Annotated in this window: 14 protein-coding genes; 9 read left to right on the forward strand and 5 right to left on the reverse strand. The window is 40.6% G+C overall.

The features are described from left to right. Positions 1-397 precede the first annotated feature (397 nt). The 4 genes from tig (at position 398) to RMA94_RS03985 (ending at position 4,819) form a co-directional block, all read left to right on the forward strand. On the forward strand, positions 398-1,732 hold the full coding sequence (tig, locus tag RMA94_RS03970) for a trigger factor (protein ID WP_002114878.1): 1,335 nt from the start codon (positions 398-400) through the stop codon (positions 1,730-1,732). Positions 1,733-1,925: 193 nt separating this feature from the next. Continuing rightward, positions 1,926-2,531: an ATP-dependent Clp endopeptidase proteolytic subunit ClpP gene (clpP, locus tag RMA94_RS03975; RefSeq protein WP_002114870.1), complete on the forward strand. Its 606-nt coding sequence runs from the start codon at positions 1,926-1,928 to the stop codon at positions 2,529-2,531. Positions 2,532-2,636: 105 nt separating this feature from the next. Continuing rightward, complete coding sequence (clpX, locus tag RMA94_RS03980; RefSeq protein ID WP_002114726.1) at positions 2,637-3,950, forward strand: ATP-dependent Clp protease ATP-binding subunit ClpX; 1,314 nt, start codon at positions 2,637-2,639, stop codon at positions 3,948-3,950. Between the two features lie 152 nt (positions 3,951-4,102). Beyond that, complete coding sequence (locus RMA94_RS03985; protein WP_002115030.1) at positions 4,103-4,819, forward strand: DUF2846 domain-containing protein; 717 nt, start codon at positions 4,103-4,105, stop codon at positions 4,817-4,819. A gap of 24 nt (positions 4,820-4,843) precedes the next feature. Here the strand turns inward: RMA94_RS03985 and RMA94_RS03990 are convergent, their stop codons facing one another. From RMA94_RS03990 to RMA94_RS04010, 5 genes are all read right to left on the reverse strand, one after another. Beyond that, positions 4,844-5,398: a DUF2059 domain-containing protein gene (locus RMA94_RS03990; protein ID WP_061874252.1), complete on the reverse strand. Its 555-nt coding sequence runs from the start codon at positions 5,396-5,398 to the stop codon at positions 4,844-4,846. Between the two features lie 142 nt (positions 5,399-5,540). Continuing rightward, the gene (locus tag RMA94_RS03995; protein WP_005302199.1) at positions 5,541-7,067 is read right to left on the reverse strand and encodes a fumarate hydratase; all 1,527 of its coding nucleotides are present in this window, start codon (positions 7,065-7,067) and stop codon (positions 5,541-5,543) included. A gap of 229 nt (positions 7,068-7,296) precedes the next feature. Continuing rightward, the gene (gene pta, locus RMA94_RS04000; protein ID WP_311081937.1) at positions 7,297-9,441 is read right to left on the reverse strand and encodes a phosphate acetyltransferase; all 2,145 of its coding nucleotides are present in this window, start codon (positions 9,439-9,441) and stop codon (positions 7,297-7,299) included. A gap of 45 nt (positions 9,442-9,486) precedes the next feature. Next, the gene (locus tag RMA94_RS04005) at positions 9,487-10,689 is read right to left on the reverse strand and encodes an acetate/propionate family kinase (RefSeq protein ID WP_276124338.1); all 1,203 of its coding nucleotides are present in this window, start codon (positions 10,687-10,689) and stop codon (positions 9,487-9,489) included. Further along, positions 10,671-10,790 carry a hypothetical protein gene (locus tag RMA94_RS04010; RefSeq protein ID WP_005804223.1) on the reverse strand — a complete coding sequence of 40 codons (120 nt, stop codon included), beginning with the start codon at positions 10,788-10,790 and terminating at the stop codon, positions 10,671-10,673. Before RMA94_RS04010 ends, RMA94_RS04005 begins: the two co-directional genes overlap by 19 nt. A gap of 659 nt (positions 10,791-11,449) precedes the next feature. Between RMA94_RS04010 and edd the strand changes: the two genes are divergently transcribed. The 5 genes from edd (at position 11,450) to RMA94_RS04035 (ending at position 17,823) form a co-directional block, all read left to right on the forward strand. Beyond that, positions 11,450-13,303, forward strand: coding sequence for a phosphogluconate dehydratase (edd, locus tag RMA94_RS04015; RefSeq protein WP_311081940.1), 1,854 nt, complete (start codon positions 11,450-11,452; stop codon positions 13,301-13,303). A 20-nt stretch (positions 13,304-13,323) separates the two neighbouring features. Beyond that, on the forward strand, positions 13,324-13,953 hold the full coding sequence (eda, locus tag RMA94_RS04020; RefSeq protein ID WP_009390833.1) for a bifunctional 4-hydroxy-2-oxoglutarate aldolase/2-dehydro-3-deoxy-phosphogluconate aldolase: 630 nt from the start codon (positions 13,324-13,326) through the stop codon (positions 13,951-13,953). Between the two features lie 185 nt (positions 13,954-14,138). Beyond that, positions 14,139-15,497: a gluconate:H+ symporter gene (locus RMA94_RS04025; protein ID WP_002115035.1), complete on the forward strand. Its 1,359-nt coding sequence runs from the start codon at positions 14,139-14,141 to the stop codon at positions 15,495-15,497. Positions 15,498-15,514: 17 nt separating this feature from the next. Then, on the forward strand, positions 15,515-16,027 hold the full coding sequence (locus tag RMA94_RS04030; RefSeq protein ID WP_017398806.1) for a gluconokinase: 513 nt from the start codon (positions 15,515-15,517) through the stop codon (positions 16,025-16,027). A 167-nt stretch (positions 16,028-16,194) separates the two neighbouring features. Then, positions 16,195-17,823: an NADP-dependent glyceraldehyde-3-phosphate dehydrogenase gene (locus tag RMA94_RS04035; protein WP_057070021.1), complete on the forward strand. Its 1,629-nt coding sequence runs from the start codon at positions 16,195-16,197 to the stop codon at positions 17,821-17,823. The last annotated feature ends 58 nt before the right edge of the window (positions 17,824-17,881 follow it).

Below are 17,881 nucleotides of genomic sequence, written 5' to 3' on the forward strand. Positions count from 1 at the left end.
ACTAAAAGGTTATGCGAATAATAATAATTCTTATTTATATGTACAGTTTGTGTTAATTGGATTTGCCAATTGAATTGTGAAGGAAAAGTGAATGATTGAATGGGGAAATGTACTTTTATGTAGCTAATCTACTGATTATTGGTAATTGTTTATTAAAACGATTAAATTCAAAGTTTAATTGTAATTTTAGATCTATAAAGAATAACTAAAAAATTAGTTTTACTTAAGTACTTATGAAAAATATTTAAAGAATCATAAAATTACTGTGAAATTTACTAGAATAATGTCCTTCACTTACATGAAGTGATCGGTTAATTTTGTATATCTTGAAAGTTGTCATATAATACAGCACTTTTTTAAAAACTGTTCCTACTAACTAATTTTTATCGAGGAAGCCATGCAAGTAACGACTGAAGCGGTTTCGGGCGTTGCCCGTCGTTTAAATGTGTCTGTACCGACGAGCCGTATTAACGAGCAATTTGAAGCTCGTTTGAAGCGCACTGCCAAAACTGTGAAGATCAACGGCTTCCGTCCAGGTAAAGTACCTGAAAACGTTGTTCGTCGCGAATACGGTGCAAGCATTTATCAAGAAGTTGTAAATGACATCATTCGTGATAGCGTTTTTGAAGCAATTCAACAAGAAAAAATCAATGCGGTAGGTATGCCGAACATTGAGAAAGTTGAACATAAAGAAGACGCTTTAGTTTTTGAAGCAACTGTAGAAGTTTATCCAGAAGTTGAAGTAAAAGCATTTGACGGCTTAGAAGTTGAACGTAAATCAGCTGAAATTAAAGACGCTGACGTTGACGCTATGATCGAAAACTTGCAAAAACAACGTCAAACTTGGGCTGTAACCAAGGGTATGGCGAAAAAAGACATGCAAGTGACTTTTGACTTTGAAGGCACTATCGATGGTGAGAAGTTTGAAGGCGGTTCTGCTGAAGACTTTAAACTTGTGTTAGGTTCAGGTCGTATGATTCCTGGCTTTGAAGACGGCATCATTGGTATGAAAGCTGGTGAAGAGAAAGTAATTGATGTTACTTTCCCAGAAGACTACCAAGCTGAAAACTTGGCTGGTAAAGCAGCTCAGTTCAAAATCACTGTGAAGCAAGTTGAAAAATCAAAACTTCCAGAAATTGATGCTGAATTCTTGAAAATCTTCGGTGTAACTGAAGAAGAAGGCGTTGAGAAATTAAAAGCTGACGTTCGTAAGAATATGGAACGTGAAGTTCGCAATGGTTTACGTAACCAAGTTAAACAAGCTGCTTTTGATGCACTTGTTGCTGCGAACGAAGTTGAAGTTCCAACTGCAATGGTTGCGCAAGAAATTGACCGCCAACGTCAACAAATGGTTCAACAGTTCACTCAACAATTTGGTGGTGCAGGCGCGCAATCTTTTGACAAGAGCATGCTTCCTGACGAATTGTTCAAAGAACAAGCAGAGCGTTCTGTTAAGCTTGGCGTATTGGTAAGCAAAGTTTTAGCTGATGCTAAACTTGAAGTTGACCAAGCTCGCGTTGATGCTTACATTGACGACATGGCTTCTTCTTACGAAGATCCAACTGAAGTGATTGAATACTTCAAAAATGATGCTCAACAACGTGCTCAAATCGAAGCAGTTGTATTAGAAGATCAAGTTGTTGATCACATCTTAGCTGGTGCTAAAGTGACTGACAAAGCTGTATCTTATGATGACTTATTGAAAGAACAACAAGCTCGCCGTATGGGCTAATCTTTTAAGAAGTCAGAAAAAGGCGCCTGAGGCGCCTTTTTTGTTTTTCTTTATGTGATCAATTAGAGTGCGGCATTAAGTACTTAGGTATAAATAATATAATATTTCAGTGCGAACCTTTTGCAATTTGAGAAATTATCCCGCATATTGTTGCCATAGGTTAAGTCACAAAAAATTTAGGAATAAATAACGTATGTATGTTCCAACAATTGAAAATGCTTTAGTTCCTGTTGTGGTTGAACAATCTTCTCGCGGCGAACGTTCTTTTGATATTTATTCACGACTTTTACGTGAGCGCGTCATTTTTTTGACAGGTGAAGTTGAAGATAACATGGCAAATCTGATTGTTGCCCAAATGTTGTTTTTAGAAGCTGAAAATCCTGATAAAGATATCCACCTTTATATCAACTCTCCAGGTGGATCTGTGACAGCGGGCATGGCTATTTATGACACGATGCAGTTTATTAAGCCTGATGTCGTGACATATTGTATGGGGCAAGCTGCTTCAATGGGTGCATTCTTGTTAAATGCGGGCGCTAAAGGCAAACGCTATTGTTTAGAAAATGCCCGTGTCATGATTCATCAACCATTGGGTGGTTTCCGTGGTCAAGCATCGGATATTGAAATCCATGCGCGTGAAATTCTCTTTATTAAAGAACGTTTGAACCGCTTAATGGCAGAGCATAGTGGTCAAGACTATGAAACCGTTGCTCGTGATACTGACCGTGATAACTTTATGACAGCCCAAGCTGCTAAAGAATATGGTCTGGTTGATCAGGTGTTAAGTAAGCGTCCATAAGGACCTTCTTATATAAATAACTTGAGATGTTGAAAAAGATCTCCATTTAGTTATTTATGCAGTGCATCTTGCCCTAATATTTAAGATTCTATTTGTGGAGTGAATATGTCCGAACATCCTCAAGGACAAAAACATTGTTCATTTTGCGGTAAAACGCAGTCTGAAGTCGGGAAACTGATTGCAGGTGAGGACGCATATATTTGTAATGAATGTGTGGATGTCTGCTTAGACCTTGTACAAACCAGCCAACAGGTTGAAGCAGGTGACTGGGCGAGTAAGGCATTGCCAAAACCACATGAAATACGTGCTGCGCTTGATCAATATGTTATTGGTCAAGATCTTGCCAAAAAGACATTATCTGTTGCGGTTTATAACCATTATAAACGCTTAAAAGTTGGTCATAATGGCCATGTGTCTAAAGAAGTAGAAATTGCTAAAAGTAATATCTTACTGATTGGACCTACTGGCTCAGGTAAAACTTTACTTGCGCAAACATTAGCTCGCCTTTTAGATGTTCCATTTGCGATGGCAGATGCAACAACATTAACCGAAGCTGGTTATGTGGGTGAGGATGTTGAAAATATTGTGCAAAAGCTTTTGCAAAAAGCAGACTACGATGTAGAAAAGGCTCAGAAGGGCATTATCTATATTGATGAGATTGATAAGATTACTCGTAAATCTGAAAATCCATCAATTACGCGTGATGTGTCTGGTGAAGGTGTACAACAAGCATTATTGAAAATGATTGAAGGTACAGTTGCTTCGATTCCACCTCAAGGTGGTCGTAAGCATCCACAGCAAGAGTTTATCCAAATTGACACCTCAAATATCTTATTTATTTGTGGTGGTGCATTTTCTGGTTTGGAAAAAATTGTACAACAGCGTCAAGAGAAAGGCGGTATTGGTTTTACAGCTGACGTTAAAAACAAAGATGAAACCAAAAAGCTTGCTGAATTGTTCCGTCAGGTTGAGCCAACTGACTTAGTGAAATTTGGTTTAATTCCAGAATTCATTGGTCGTTTACCAGTGATTGCGACACTTGAAGAGCTAGACGAAGAAGCTTTAATGCAAATTTTGACTGAGCCAAAAAATGCATTAACACGCCAGTATCAATATCTTTTCACTATGGAAAATGTTGATCTGATCTTTGAAGACTCTGCATTGCGTGCTGTTGCTAAAAAAGCGCTTGAACGTAATACAGGAGCGCGTGGTCTACGTTCTATTATGGAAAACGTACTGCTTGAAACTATGTATGATTTACCAAGTCGTACAGATGTTGGAACAGTCATTATTAATGAAGCAGTTATTAATGGTGAAGCAGAACCTGTTTATCAGGCTGAACGCCAACCTAAAGAAGCTGCAACGCATGAAAGTGTTGCTAAGGCAGATTTAAAGGTTATTGATTCGAAGTCTGCATAGATTTCATTCATCTAAAAAGCATGAATCGCGTTAGTGATTCATGCTTTTTTTGTTTTCAATTTATATGGGTAGTGTTAATCTTAAAAATACAAAATACGCATAGTTTTGCGGTGTAAAAAATAAATCAAAAACAAAACGCTTTGAGGGATGCCATGCGTTATTTAATCGTATCTTTGTGCTGTGCCGGACTATTTGTGGGCTGTCAAAGTTCATCTCATTTAGAAAAAAATCCGAGTGAATTGACTGCGACTCTACCTAAAGTTGATGTTGAAAAAGAACCTGGTTTATTAGATCAATATCATTTAGGCGGTTTTACTGTGGGAGGGTGGGTCAACCAAAAATTGGGTCAGACTTTTGCTCCAATCAAACCACAAAATGAACAGGCAGCTGTAGTTTATCTATATCGACCAGACACAAAATGGAATCGTCAGGAAATTGCAGCGATTAATCTCTTTGTGAATGGTAAGCGCATTCCGAGTCTATTACATAATCATTATTACTGGATTGAGTTACCAGCAGGAACGTATCGTCTTTCTGCGAGTCGCCCTTTACTTGGTATCCATTTTCAAGAACCAAAATATATTGATATCACTGTTGAGGCGGGAACGTCTTATTATTTGAAATATGATGAAGAAAATAAAATGGACCGAAGTGAACATACTGGTCCATTTATGTTAATGCAAGACAATATTGGACGTAGAGAGATAGCATTTACCGAGCTTAAATCTTCTAGCTATAATTTTGTTGCGGAAGATGCTTCAGGAAAGATCCGTCATAAACCACAAGAATTAAAGCCAGCCAAATATGATGAGAAATCAGATGTACATCTGATTAAACCATTTAAATTATGGAATCCTTTAACTTGGTAATGAGCTGCAAAAGATAAAGAAAAGTTAAGACTTTTCTTTATCTTTCATCAACGGTGCAAGAATTTTAAGCATTTCTTCTTGCATATGATCTCGTGCTTTAGGGTCATTAAACGTTTGCTGTCCCAACTCCATCATATATTCTGAAATTTGTCCCATAATTTGTACGTTCTTGCGTGTAATTGATTGGCCTTCTGGGGTTTTTAAAAATTTCAGATTAGCCTGAATTTCCTCTTCAGTATAAGTCTTTAGGTAAATATCCTGTAAGGCTTGGGTGGTTTTTGGGTTGCTAATGAGCTGATTGCTCGAATCTTTTAAGAGAGAACCTAACTTCTTCGCGGCCTCTTTTTCTTTTGGACCTAAAGTTTTGATACCCGTGATATTGCTAACGATCTGTTCTGCCTGTTGATCATAGTAAGGCGTTAATTCATTAATTGATTCTTTAAGCAGGTAATCAATTTGGCTCATTTGCATGAGTTCTTTAACTGAACTTAACTTGGCAGGAGAGGCAAACAAACTTGTGGTAATACAGCTTAGACAAAGGCTGATTGAGAGATTTTTAAGAATAGGGCGAATAGTCATGAAATGACCTATATTCAATATTTGGCGAGAGGGTGCTTTCATTAATAGCACAGATTGACAAAGTAATTGTTACAATTCTTTTCAGATTTTAAAATAAAAAAAGAAGGCATAAAAAAAGCACCGAATTCGGTGCTTTTCTGGATTAGCCAGCTGCTGCATCGACTACTGGAATTTTTCCAATTTTCGCTTGCCAGATTTTTGGAGCTACTGCGTGAATTGAAGTACCGTTTACATCAACTGCAACAGAAACAGGCATATCTTCAACTACGAATTTGTAGATGGCTTCCATACCTAAGTCTGCAAACGCAACAACTTCAGCTTCACGAACAGCTTTAGATACGAGGTAAGCCGCACCACCAACTGCCATTAAGTAAGTTGCTTTATTATCTTTGATTGCTTCAATTGCTGTAGGACCACGATCAGCTTTACCAATCATACCGAATAGGCCAGTATGTTCTAATACTTTACGTGTGAATTTGTCCATACGTGTTGCAGTTGTAGGGCCAGCAGGACCAACGACTTCATCACCCACAGGATCAACTGGGCCAACGTAGTAAATAAATTTACCTTTAAGATCAACTGGTAATTCTTCACCGTTGTCGATCATTTCAACCATACGTTTGTGCGCAGCATCACGACCTGTGTACATTGTACCGCTAAGAAGTAATGTGTCACCTGGTTTCCAAGAATCCATTTCTGCTTGAGTAATGGTATCAAGGTTTACGCGCTTAGATTGTGAAGAGTCCCAAGTTACTGAAGGGTAGTCTTCAAGTTTTGGTGCTTGAATATGAGCTACACCTGTACCATCAAGCTGGAAGTGAGCATGACGAGTAGCAGCACAGTTAGGAATCATACCTACTGGTTTACCAGCAGCGTGACATGGGTAGTCTTTGATTTTAATATCAAGAACAGTCGTTAAACCACCAAGACCTTGAGCACCAATACCAAGTGCGTTTACTTTTTCAAAGATTTCGATACGAAGTTCTTCGATTTTGTTCTCTGGTCCACGGCGAAGTAATTCGTCCATATTGATTTCTTCCATGAGTGCTTCTTTAGCAAGCATCATGGCTTTTTCAGCAGTACCACCAATACCAATACCGAGCATACCAGGAGGACACCAGCCTGCACCCATAGTTGGAACAGTTTTAAGTACCCAGTCAACAATCGAGTCAGATGGGTTAAGCATCGCAAGTTTAGATTTGTTTTCTGAACCGCCACCTTTAGCAGCAACAGTAATATCTACTTTATTACCCGGAACGAGTTTGTAATGAATTACAGCAGGGGTATTATCTTTTGTGTTTTTACGACCAAATGCAGGGTCAGCAAGTACAGATGCACGAAGAACGTTGCTGTTTTCAAGGTAACCTTGGCGAACACCTTCATTTACTGCATCGTCTAAGCTCATCGTTAAATCAAATTTAACATCTAAGCCCACTTCAAGGAAAACGTTAACAATACCAGTATCTTGGCAAATTGGACGATGACCTTCCGCACACATGCGAGAGTTAATTAGAATCTGTGCAATTGCATCCTTTGCGGCTTTGTTTTCTTCGCGATCATAAGCACGGCTCATCGCTTGGATAAAGTCTTGCGGGTGATAGTACGAAATAAACTGTAGGGCGTCCTTGATCGATGTAATCAAGTCATCTTGTTTGATAATCGTTGTCATACCAGAAAATCTCTTGAGCGGGCTGTTAGCTAGCGGGCTAAATTATATGACAAAAAGACAGTGTTGTGGGAGATTGGTTGATCTTTTGACCGAAAGTCGCATAAGAACATATTGATGTGATTTAAAAGAGACAGATCGGAAAATTATTTATTTTTGAATGATTAAAATAAAAAAAAGCCATTTGAGCGGACATCAAATGGCGAGAGGTAGTAAAGGTTAATTATATTAATTATTTGGCGGTGGCTTGCTGTTCTGCCTGAATTGCCGTTAACGCAATTGTAAAGACGATGTCATCTACCAATGCGCCACGAGACAAGTCATTGACTGGTTTGTTGAGGCCTTGCAGCATTGGACCTACACTGACTACATTTGCAGCACGTTGTACTGCTTTGTAAGTGGTATTACCTGTATTTAAATCTGGGAAAATAAATACATTTGCGCGGCCAGCAACGCGTGAGTCTGGTGCTTTTTGACGTCCCACACTTTCAACTGAAGCTGCATCGTATTGAAGTGGACCATCAATCAGTAAGTCCGGACGACGTTGTTGAGCAATTTGAGTTGCTTGCTGTACTTTTTCAACATCAGCGCCTGTTCCTGAAGTACCAGTTGAGTAGCTGATCATGGCAATACGCGGATCAATTCCAAAAGCTTTCGCTGAGTCAGCAGACTGAATTGCAATTTCAGCAAGTTGTTCTGCGGTTGGATCTGGATTAATCGCACAGTCGCCATATACATAAACTTCATCTGGCAAAAGCATAAAGAATATTGATGAAACCAGTGAATAATCAGGGGCTGTTTTGATGAGCTGGAATGCTGGGCGAACCGTATTTGCTGTGGTGTGTACCGCACCTGAAACTAAACCGTCAACTTGATCTAAAGCTAACATCATGGTGCCAAGCACTACGGTGTCTTGAAGCTGTTCTTTCGCTTGAAGTTCGTTGAGTTTACCTTTACGTAGCTCAACCATTGGTGCAACGTATTGGTCACGAATACTATCAGGGTCAACAATTGCCAATTCGGCAGGTAATTCAATGCCGCGTGCTTTTGCAACATCTTGTACTACATCTGGTTTAGCCAGCAAAATACAGTCAGCAATACCACGTGCCTGACAAATTGCCGCAGCTTGAATGGTGCGTGGTTCATCACCTTCAGGTAGTACAATTCGTTTTTTCGCTGCAATTGATTTTTGCACCAGTTCATGACGGAAAGCCGATGGCGACAGGCGAGGGGTAGCAGCATTGTTGCTGTGCTGTTTAAGCCATTCAACATCAATATGACTTGAAACAAAACGAGTCACTTGCTCAGCACGTTCAGTATCATCGACGGGAATTTCATTACCAAAATTGGATAAACGCTGTGCAGTTTCAAGTGTGTTTAAACGGGTATGTAAAATCGGCAACCCTTGTTTAATCGCACTTTGACAAAACTCTAAAAGCTCGGGTGCTGGCGCTTCTCGTTCTGTAAGTACCAAACCTGCCAGAGGAATACCATTGCTCGTTGCCAAACTACTTGCGAGTAAAACATCGGTACGCTCAGATGCACTAATAATCAACTCGCCTGCAATAAACTTATTCAGTTCATATTCAATGCTTGAAGCAATTAAACTCGAATGCAAAATACGACGTGTTTTCGCTTCACCTTGATGTACCCATTGCCCATCAATGACATTTGCAATATCGAGAGTTCTTGGTACGCTTAGCGTGTTACTAAATGGAACCAGTCCAATGATTGGTAAATCGCTTGAGCCGAAATAGCGATTATATTTTTGCAGTTCGGTCGTAAATTTTGCGATTTCTTCAGTCGGTCGTAACGATGGATCAAACGCAACAGGAATTTGTGCTGTTTCTTCAGTTAATCCACGGGTACGCATAAAGAGTACACCAGCGGTACGATTTGACGCTGCTCCACCAAACTGGCGTAAATGAGCATCTACTTTTTCTGCGGCTTTTTTCGGGTTTTGAATATCTGCTGTGCTGACCAATACGACTTCTGCATCAAGCGCTTGTGCAAGACTTGCGTTGAGCTCACTGGCGAAGTGGTCTTGTCCGTTAGGTAATAAGCCTTCCACAATAATGACATCGTGGTCTGCTGCAACGCTACGGTGAAGACTAACAGCTTCTTCAAGTAATTCATCTACTTCCCCAGCGGCAATAAGCTGAGTTAATTTTTCATGCGAAATAGATTGAACGGTTTTACTTTGAAATAAGTGACCAAATAATGAAGTGGTTCGGTCAAGATGCTCTTGGTCTTCTTGAGAAAATGGTTTTAAAAAGCCAGCTTTAATCCCGTTGCAATCAAGTGCGTAAATCATGCCTAAACAAGCAGAGGTTAAGCCAACCCCTTCGCCTGTAGGAATCAATAAAATTGTATTCATATAAACCTATAAATAAACGAATATCGTATTTTCGCTGAGCTCTAATTAAGCAAGGCTTGCTACAGATGCAGCATTTTCTGCCGCTTCAACAACTTGACGAGTTTCTTTGGCAATACGACCTTCTTCATCTGTTGGAATGACCCAAATTTGTGGTCCTGTTCCATTGTCGATTCGGCCTTCAGTGCCACGTTTTAAGTTATTGTTTTGATCTTTATCAAGCTGCAAACCAAAATGAGGTAAATAAGCCAAGGTTTTTTCACGAATATAAGCTGAGTTTTCGCCAATACCACCCGTGAAGATTAAGCCGTCTAAAGTTGGTAAGCCACAGCTTAATGCAGCAAGTGATTTTGCAAGGCGATAGCTAAACACTTCAATTGCAAGACAAGCATCTTCATTACCATTTTCAGCAGCTTCAATCACTGTACGCATGTCATTAGACAGTTGAGATAAGCCTAGTAAGCCACTTTCGTTATTTAAAACTTTATCAATTTTTGCTAAATCCCAACCGAGGTTTTTCGCAAGGAAGCTATGTAAGCTTGGATCAACATCACCACTACGGGTTCCCATCACTACGCCTTCAAGTGGAGTGAGGCCCATAGAGGTATCAACACTTTGTCCATTCCACACTGCGCAAGTTGAACTGCCGTTTCCTAAGTGGGCTGTTAACCATCCACCTTTTTTCAGGTTACCTGCCAGTTCACTCGCTTTATCAGACACATAAGCATGGCTTGTACCATGGAAGCCATAACGGCGGACGTTATGGTCAGTATATAAAAATTTAGGAATTGCATAACGATATGCATGCGGTGGCATGGTTTGGTGGAATGCAGTGTCGAATACGGCAACTTGAGGTAATTCAGGAAATAGACGTACGGTTGCGTCAATACCAATTAAATGTGCTGGGTTGTGAAGTGGGGCTAAAGGTGTCGCAGCACGAATACGTTCAATAATTTCAGGAGTGAGTAATTCTGCTTTGGTTAAACTACCACCGTGTACAACGCGATGTCCGATTGCTTGCGGTTTGTAGTTGGCAAGACGTGCAAGTAAAGTTTCTAAAGCTTTGGCATGGTCAGCATAAGGGATTGAAAGTTCAAGTGGTTCACCACCTACTGTAATTCCCTTAATACGAGCATCAGCTGCCCCCAAGTTTTCTGCTAAACCGTAAATACGATCTTCACGACGCTCTGAAACCAGTGCGTATTTAATAGATGAAGAGCCGCAATTGATAACTAATACTGATGTAGCCACGTTGAAATACCCAAGTCCTGATTTAAAATAGTTTTCCTAACTTCCTGTTCAACATGTATTATTTTTCGATACAGATTGAACGGGTTGTCATGTTTTAACATGTGTTGTTTTTCTGTCCAAGATAGACTTTAGCCCATTAGACTTAAGCACTATCGACCATCAAATTATTTGTAACTAATATTTGTCCAGTATAAAGCTTAACCACTGTATTCCTTGTTTTTTTATGCGTGTTGAAACGAGTTTTTTGTATATATTTATGAAAGGTAAATTTCTATTTAATGTATTTTTCAAATATTTGGTATAAATTTTTTAAGAAAAAAGACATGCTGTTATTTTAATCAAACTAGAGGGGAGTATTACAAATAATATACGTAAATGAAATTAAATTTTAATCGTTTATATATAGGTTAAAATATATAAATCATAAACATTTTTAATATAAAACTTAGTATAAAAAAGCCGGTATAAATACATTTATAAGAATATTTTATTGCTTTGATATTATGAGAATTTTCTCGTAGTTATTAGAAGCTAATATACCAGTAAATATAGTCAAAAATAAAACCAGCTTCTTGTTTAAAACTTAAACATAATTTGTATTTAATACCCATGCTCCGGTATTACCGTAAAATTTACTAGGGCTTGCATGTCGCTTTTTGCCTTAATAATATTGTCCCTTCCCCTTATCAAATGATGATGAAATATATCATTTGGTCTATTTTTATGTTCCGGCTTATCCGGTTGTACAGGAGCGTCCAGCATGGACTTGCCGAATCCAGTATTGGCAAAAGTGACCGAGCGTGTAATCGCACGTAGTCAAAAAACTCGTTCTGCATATTTACAACGTATTGAACATGCACAAGGCAAATTTCCTGCTCGTGGAGCACTTTCATGTGCCAATCTGGCTCATGGTTTTGCCAGTATGGACGATAATGAAAAATTAATTATTAAAGTAGGCCGTGAACCAAATATTGGCATCGTATCTTCATATAACGAAATGCTGTCGGCTCACGCACCATATAAAACATTTCCAGATTTAATTAAAAATGCCGCTCGCGAAAATGGGGGAGTAGCGCAGTTTGCAGGTGGTGTTCCTGCGATGTGTGATGGTATTACCCAAGGTAATGCTGGCATGGAACTGTCATTGTTCTCTCGTGAAACCATTGCGATGAGTACAGCGATTGCATTGTCTCATAACATGTTTGACGCAGCTTTATGTCTTGGTGTTTGTGACAAGATCGTGCCGGGCTTGCTCATTGGTGCTTTGCAGTTTGGCTATTTACCTACTATTTTTGTGCCAGCTGGTCCAATGACCAGTGGTCTATCTAACGATGAGAAAGCCAAAATTCGTCAGCAATTTGCAACGGGTCAGGTTGGCCGAGATGCTTTGTTAGAAGCTGAGTCAGCTGCTTATCATGGGCAAGGGACTTGTACTTTTTATGGTACAGCCAACAGTAATCAAATGCTGATGGAAGTAATGGGCTTACATTTGCCAAGTGCCGCATTTGTTCATCCTCATACACCATTACGTGATGCACTCACCGCAGAAGCGGCGATTCGTGTACTTGATTTAACAGTTGAGCGTGGAAACTACACGCCAATTGGTCATGTTGTCGATGAAAAAGCAATTATAAACGGTATTGTGGCGTTACTCGCTACAGGTGGTTCAACCAACCACACTTTGCATTTGATTGCGATTGCTCGTGCGGCTGGCATCTTGATTGACTGGGATGACTTCGATGAATTGTCGGCTGTTGTTCCATTGCTCGCAAAAATCTATCCAAATGGTAAGGCTGATGTAAACCATTTCCAAGCTGCGGGTGGGGTCGCTTTCCTCATTCGTAACTTACTTGAAGCTGGCCTGTTGCATAACGATGTAACGACTGTAGCTGGTAAAGGTTTACAGCACTACACCAAAGAACCAAAACTGATTGATGACAAGCTCACTTGGGTTGACGGTGTGGTTCAAAGCCTTGATGACAAAGTTCTACGTAGCATTGATGCGCCGTTTCAACCAGATGGTGGCTTGCGTTTAATGCAAGGTCGCCTTGGCCGTGGCGTGATCAAGATTTCTGCTGTTGCGCCAGAACATCGTAAAGTTAAAGCTCCGGCAATTGTGTTTGATTCTCAAGAAGCAGTGCAAGCTGCATTTGATCGTGGTGAATTACATCGAGACTTTATTGCAGTTGTTCGTTTCCAAGGTGCGCGTGCGAATGGTATGCCTGAATTGCATCGTTTAACGCCTGTGTTGGGTGTTTTACAAGATCAAGGTTTCCACGTTGCTTTAGTCACTGATGGGCGTATGTCTGGTGCTTCAGGTAAAGTTCCTGCGGTGATTCATTTATCTCCAGAGGCCTTACTAAATGGGCCGATTGCTAAAGTGCAAACAGGCGATATGTTGATTATTGATGCTGAGGCTGGCGTACTTGATGTTGAAATAGATGACGATGTATGGCAGTCGCGTCCTGTTGCTCAACCAGAACATCAGGCAGAAAACGAAGTTGGCTTTGGCCGTGAATTATTTGGTGTTTTCCGTGCTGCTGCTGCGCCAGCTGAACATGGAGCATCTGTATTTGGTGCATTGGTTGGTGAAAATTCACCAGAGCAGATTTGAATCAAAGGAACTGAAAAATAATGATTAAAATTGAAGATATCGTCAAATTAGGCCCAGTCATTCCTGTATTGGCATTTGATTCTGCCGAGCAAGGTGAAGATGTATCACGTGCTTTACATGCAGGTGGCGTAAAAGTTCTCGAGATCACATTGCGTACCGCTGCTGGTCTTGCTGCTATTGAGCGTGCTAGCCAGTTGGCCGATGACATTGTGGTGGGTGTAGGTACGATTACCAAACCAGAACACTGTGCGCAAGCCAAAAAAGCAGGTGCTCAATTTGGTGTATCTCCTGGTTTGACTAAAGACTTACATTTGGCTGCGCAAGATGCTGGCTTACCTCTATTGCCGGGTGTGATGACACCAAGTGACCTAATTCAAGCGATTGAATTGGGTTATGACATTGTGAAGTTCTTTCCAGCTCAACAGGCTGGCGGTGTTGAGATGCTAAAAGCATTTTATGGTCCATTTCCAAACCTACGTTTTTGCCCTACCGGTGGAATTACTGCAGAGTCAGCACCAGATTTCTTAAAGCAACCTAACGTGGTTTGTGTAGGTGGTTCATGGTTAACACCTAAAGCTACTGTAGCTGCCCAAGACTGGGCTGAAATTACTCGGTTGGCACAAATTGCGAGTCAGTTGAGAGCTTTGTAAATGTAGACAATATTTATAAAAAATGAAGTGCATTCTATGTGCTTTAAAGGCTGTATTGATGTGACCGGTTTGTGCTGATCACACCTAAATATAAAAATTTAATGTCTTAACAGTAGGAATTACTGTGGTTGAAGACCCTTGTTTAGGCAGTGTGCCTAAATAATTATTCCAAGGAGAAGTGTCCCATGGAGACGGTTCAGGGTGGCATGTTACTGATCTACACTGTAATCGCGATTATTGCTTTAGTGGTCATGATCGCGAAGTTTAGAATTTATCCATTTTTAGTTCTCATTATTGTTTCACTCGGTTTAGCCTTGGCTGTTGGCATGCCAATGGGTGATATTGTTAAGTCTTATGAAGCTGGTACTGGTAAAACCTTAGGTCACCTCGCGATTGTAATCGCACTAGGAACGATGCTCGGTAAAATGATGGCCGAGTCTGGTGGCGCAGAGCGAATAGCAATTACTTTAATTAAGTGGTTTGGTGAGAAAAATATTCACTGGGCCATGATGTTTATTGCCCTTATTGTTGGCCTTCCCGTATTTTTCGAAGTAGGTTTCGTTCTACTCATTCCAATTGCATTCAATATCGCAAAAAGAACAGGTAAATCTTTATTGGTTGTTGGCTTGCCAATGGTTGCCGGTTTATCGGTTGTGCATGGCTTAATTCCACCACATCCAGCGGCATTGTTGGCAGTACAGGCTTATCATGCTGATATTGGTAAAACAATTGCTTATAGTCTGATCGTTGGTGTGCCAACGGCAATTGTTGCTGGACCACTGTATGCACTGTGGATCAACAAATACGTCAAATTGCCTGAGAATAACCCGTTAGCGAAGCAGTTTATTGAAGCAGATACGAATAGAACTCGTGAGCTACCAAGTTTTGGGATTACCTTATTCACAATTATGCTGCCTGTAGTATTAATGTTGGTTGGAAGCTGGGCTGATCTGTTCTTTGCACCACAAACTTTCGCAAACGATTTGCTACGTTTTATTGGTACTTCTGATATCGCATTACTCATTGCCGTGCTGGTCAGCTTTATTACCTTTGGTACGATGCAGGGCTTTAACCGTGAACAAATTGAAAAATTCTGCGGCGGATGTTTAGCTTCTATTGCTGGGATTATGTTGATTGTAGGTGCTGGTGGTGGTTTTGGCGGCATTTTGCGTGACACCGGTATTTCTAATGAGATTGTTTCTACAGCATTGAAGGCAAATTTATCGCCGTTATTGTTAGGCTGGTTTGTTGCAGCACTGATTCGTTTGGCAACAGGATCGGCAACGGTGGCTATGGCTACAGCGTGTAGTATTGTCGCTCCAATTGCAGCTACGGCGGGTGTCGCAGTTAGGCCAGAACTTTTAGTACTTGCCACAGGTTCAGGTTCATTAGTTTTCTCACATGTAAATGACGCAGGTTTCTGGTTAATCAAAGAATATTTCGGTATGACAGTGGGACAGACGCTCAAGACTTGGTCGGTATTGGAAACGATCATTTCAGTGTTGGGTTTATCTTTCACGCTACTGCTTAGCACTATTTTATAATTAAAGGTGAGTAATCCATGATTGTGATTGCAATGGGTGTCTGTGGAACAGGTAAAACGCTGATTGGTGAGTTGTTATCAGAGCGTTTGGCTTGTGAGTTCCTTGATGGCGATACGCTTCATTCAGCTGCAAATAAAAGTAAGATGAGTCAAGGTATCCCTTTAACTGATGAAGACCGCTTGCCATGGTTACAGGCAATTCGTCAGGTCATTGAAACCAAACAAAGAGACGGTGAAACGGCTGTCTTTACATGCTCATCTTTAAAACGCATGTATCGCGATATTTTAAGAGGGCAGGACCAGAATGTTAAGTTTGTGTACTTAAAAGGTTCTTATGAGTTATTACAGCAACGACTTGCAGCAAGATCAGGTCACTTTTTTGACCCAGCGTTGCTACAAACTCAGCTAGACACATTAGAGGAACCTGATGTGAATGAAGCAATTGCTATTGATATTGCTCTCACACCAGAACAAATCATTGAACAAGTCATCCAGAAGCTAGGGGTGACTGATAGTGTGTGTCGGGGGTAAATTCATCTAGAAAGGTTATCAACGCTTTAAGATATTCACCTTGTGGTTTACGGTTCAAGCAAGGTGAGTACGGATAATAATAGTGATATTGACCCGAATAAGACCTGATTACAGTGGACAGTTCGGGGATATATAAAAGACATACGAATAATAAGGTATTAAGAAGAATGAATCAGTTAAATAATTTACAGCATAAATTCCCAGTAGTTGACGGTATTCCTGAAAGTGTGCGTCTGCCCTCTCAAATTCATCAGCGTGTTTCACTCGTAGATGGTGAGTTGAAGTTATGGGCTGGTGCAACCAAGAAAACATTATCTCCAATCTGGATTCAGCAGCCTGACGGTAGCCTAGAGCAAGTTGAACTTGGTAGTTATCCGGTCATGGGCGAAAAAGAAAGCGATGAAGCACTAGAAGCAGCGGTAAGGGCTTACAACAATGGTCGTGGCGAATGGCCAATGATGAAGGTTGGTGAGCGCATTGCCTGTATGCAAAATTTTATTCAGCGCATGGTGGAGCAACGAGATCTGATTATTAAGCTGATCATGTGGGAAATTGGCAAAAGCTTGGCGGATTCAGAGAAAGAATTTGACCGTACGATTACCTACATGCGTCAAACGATTGATGCCCTGAAAGATTTAGATAATGCCAACTCCCGCTTTGTAATTGCTGAAGGTACGATTGGTCAAATTCGTCGTACTCCATTAGGTGTCGTGTTGTGTATGGGACCATACAACTACCCACTGAATGAAACCTTTGCAACTCTGATCCCAGCCATGCTGATGGGGAATACCATTATTTTTAAACCACCTCAATTCGGGACTTTGTTGTTTGAACCGTTACTAGAAGCGTTTCGTGATTCATTTCCAAAAGGTGTGATCAATACCATTTATGCACCAGGTTCTCTAGTGGTACCCCATCTACTAGCATCTGGGCAAATTAATGTACTGGCACTGATTGGTTCTAGTAAAGTAGCTGATCATTTGAAGAAGCAACATCCTAAATCTCACCGTCTGCGTGCGATTTTGGGGCTGGATGCGAAGAATGCAGCCATTATTCTGCCAGATGCCGACTTGGATCTAACAGTGAAAGAGTGTCTGCTGGGTGCATTGTCGTTTAATGGTCAGCGTTGTACCGCACTCAAAATGTTGATGGTACATCGTTCAATAGCAGATGAATTTGTTAACCGCTTAACGGCTGAGCTGGCCAAACTTAAAGTGGGGATGCCATGGGAAAAAGGTGTATTTATTACGCCATTACCAGGTATGCACCGTACGACCTACATGACTGAAGTCATTGAAGATGCTGTGGCTAAAGGGGCAAAAGTAGTTAATCCGGAAGGTGGTGAGTTCTGCAAAACCATGTTCTATCCAGCCGTAGTTTATCCAGTGACTGAAGGTATGAGGCTGTATCGCGAAGAACAGTTCGGTCCAGTGATTCCAGTCTCTGTTTATGATGATATTGAAACTGTGCTGGAATATGTCACTACTTCTGATCATGGGCAGCAGGTGAGTATTTTTGGTAGTGACCCTGAGCAAATTGGTCATTTAGTTGATCCGTTGGTCCATCAGGTCTGTCGTGTAAACATCAATTGTCAATGTCAGCGTGGCCCTGATGTATTCCCGTTCGGTGGTCGTAAAGATTCTGCGGAAGGCACACTGTCTGTGCATGATGCACTTCGAGCATTCTCTATCCGTTCTATGATTGCTGCTAAACAGACAGATGACAGCAAAGGCATGTTGGCCTCTATGGTGTCTGAGCACTATTCTAAATTCGTGAACACCGACTTTATTTTCTAATTAATAACTTGAATAATAAAAAACGCCTGATATTGATCAGGCGTTTTTGTTTGAACTC

It is taken from the genome of Acinetobacter sp. V115_6, assembly GCF_031799025.1.
GTDB classification, from domain to species: Bacteria; Pseudomonadota; Gammaproteobacteria; order Pseudomonadales; family Moraxellaceae; genus Acinetobacter; species Acinetobacter pittii.

Excerpts from the sequence above, each read along its gene's own strand:
- edd (WP_311081940.1), top strand. The coding sequence starts at position 11,450 with ATGGACTTGCCGAATCCAGTATTGGCAAAAGTGACCGAGCGTGTAATC.
- clpP (WP_002114870.1), top strand. The coding sequence starts at position 1,926 with ATGTATGTTCCAACAATTGAAAATGCTTTAGTTCCTGTTGTGGTTGAA.
- RMA94_RS04030 (WP_017398806.1), top strand. The coding sequence starts at position 15,515 with ATGATTGTGATTGCAATGGGTGTCTGTGGAACAGGTAAAACGCTGATT.
- eda (WP_009390833.1), top strand. The coding sequence starts at position 13,324 with ATGATTAAAATTGAAGATATCGTCAAATTAGGCCCAGTCATTCCTGTA.
- RMA94_RS03995 (WP_005302199.1), bottom strand. The coding sequence starts at position 7,067 with ATGACAACGATTATCAAACAAGATGACTTGATTACATCGATCAAGGAC.
- clpX (WP_002114726.1), top strand. The coding sequence starts at position 2,637 with ATGTCCGAACATCCTCAAGGACAAAAACATTGTTCATTTTGCGGTAAA.
- RMA94_RS03990 (WP_061874252.1), bottom strand. The coding sequence starts at position 5,398 with ATGACTATTCGCCCTATTCTTAAAAATCTCTCAATCAGCCTTTGTCTA.
- RMA94_RS04010 (WP_005804223.1), bottom strand. The coding sequence starts at position 10,790 with ATGTTAAAACATGACAACCCGTTCAATCTGTATCGAAAAATAATACAT.
- RMA94_RS04025 (WP_002115035.1), top strand. The coding sequence starts at position 14,139 with ATGGAGACGGTTCAGGGTGGCATGTTACTGATCTACACTGTAATCGCG.
- tig (WP_002114878.1), top strand. The coding sequence starts at position 398 with ATGCAAGTAACGACTGAAGCGGTTTCGGGCGTTGCCCGTCGTTTAAAT.
- RMA94_RS04035 (WP_057070021.1), top strand. The coding sequence starts at position 16,195 with ATGAATCAGTTAAATAATTTACAGCATAAATTCCCAGTAGTTGACGGT.
- RMA94_RS03985 (WP_002115030.1), top strand. The coding sequence starts at position 4,103 with ATGCGTTATTTAATCGTATCTTTGTGCTGTGCCGGACTATTTGTGGGC.
- pta (WP_311081937.1), bottom strand. The coding sequence starts at position 9,441 with ATGAATACAATTTTATTGATTCCTACAGGCGAAGGGGTTGGCTTAACC.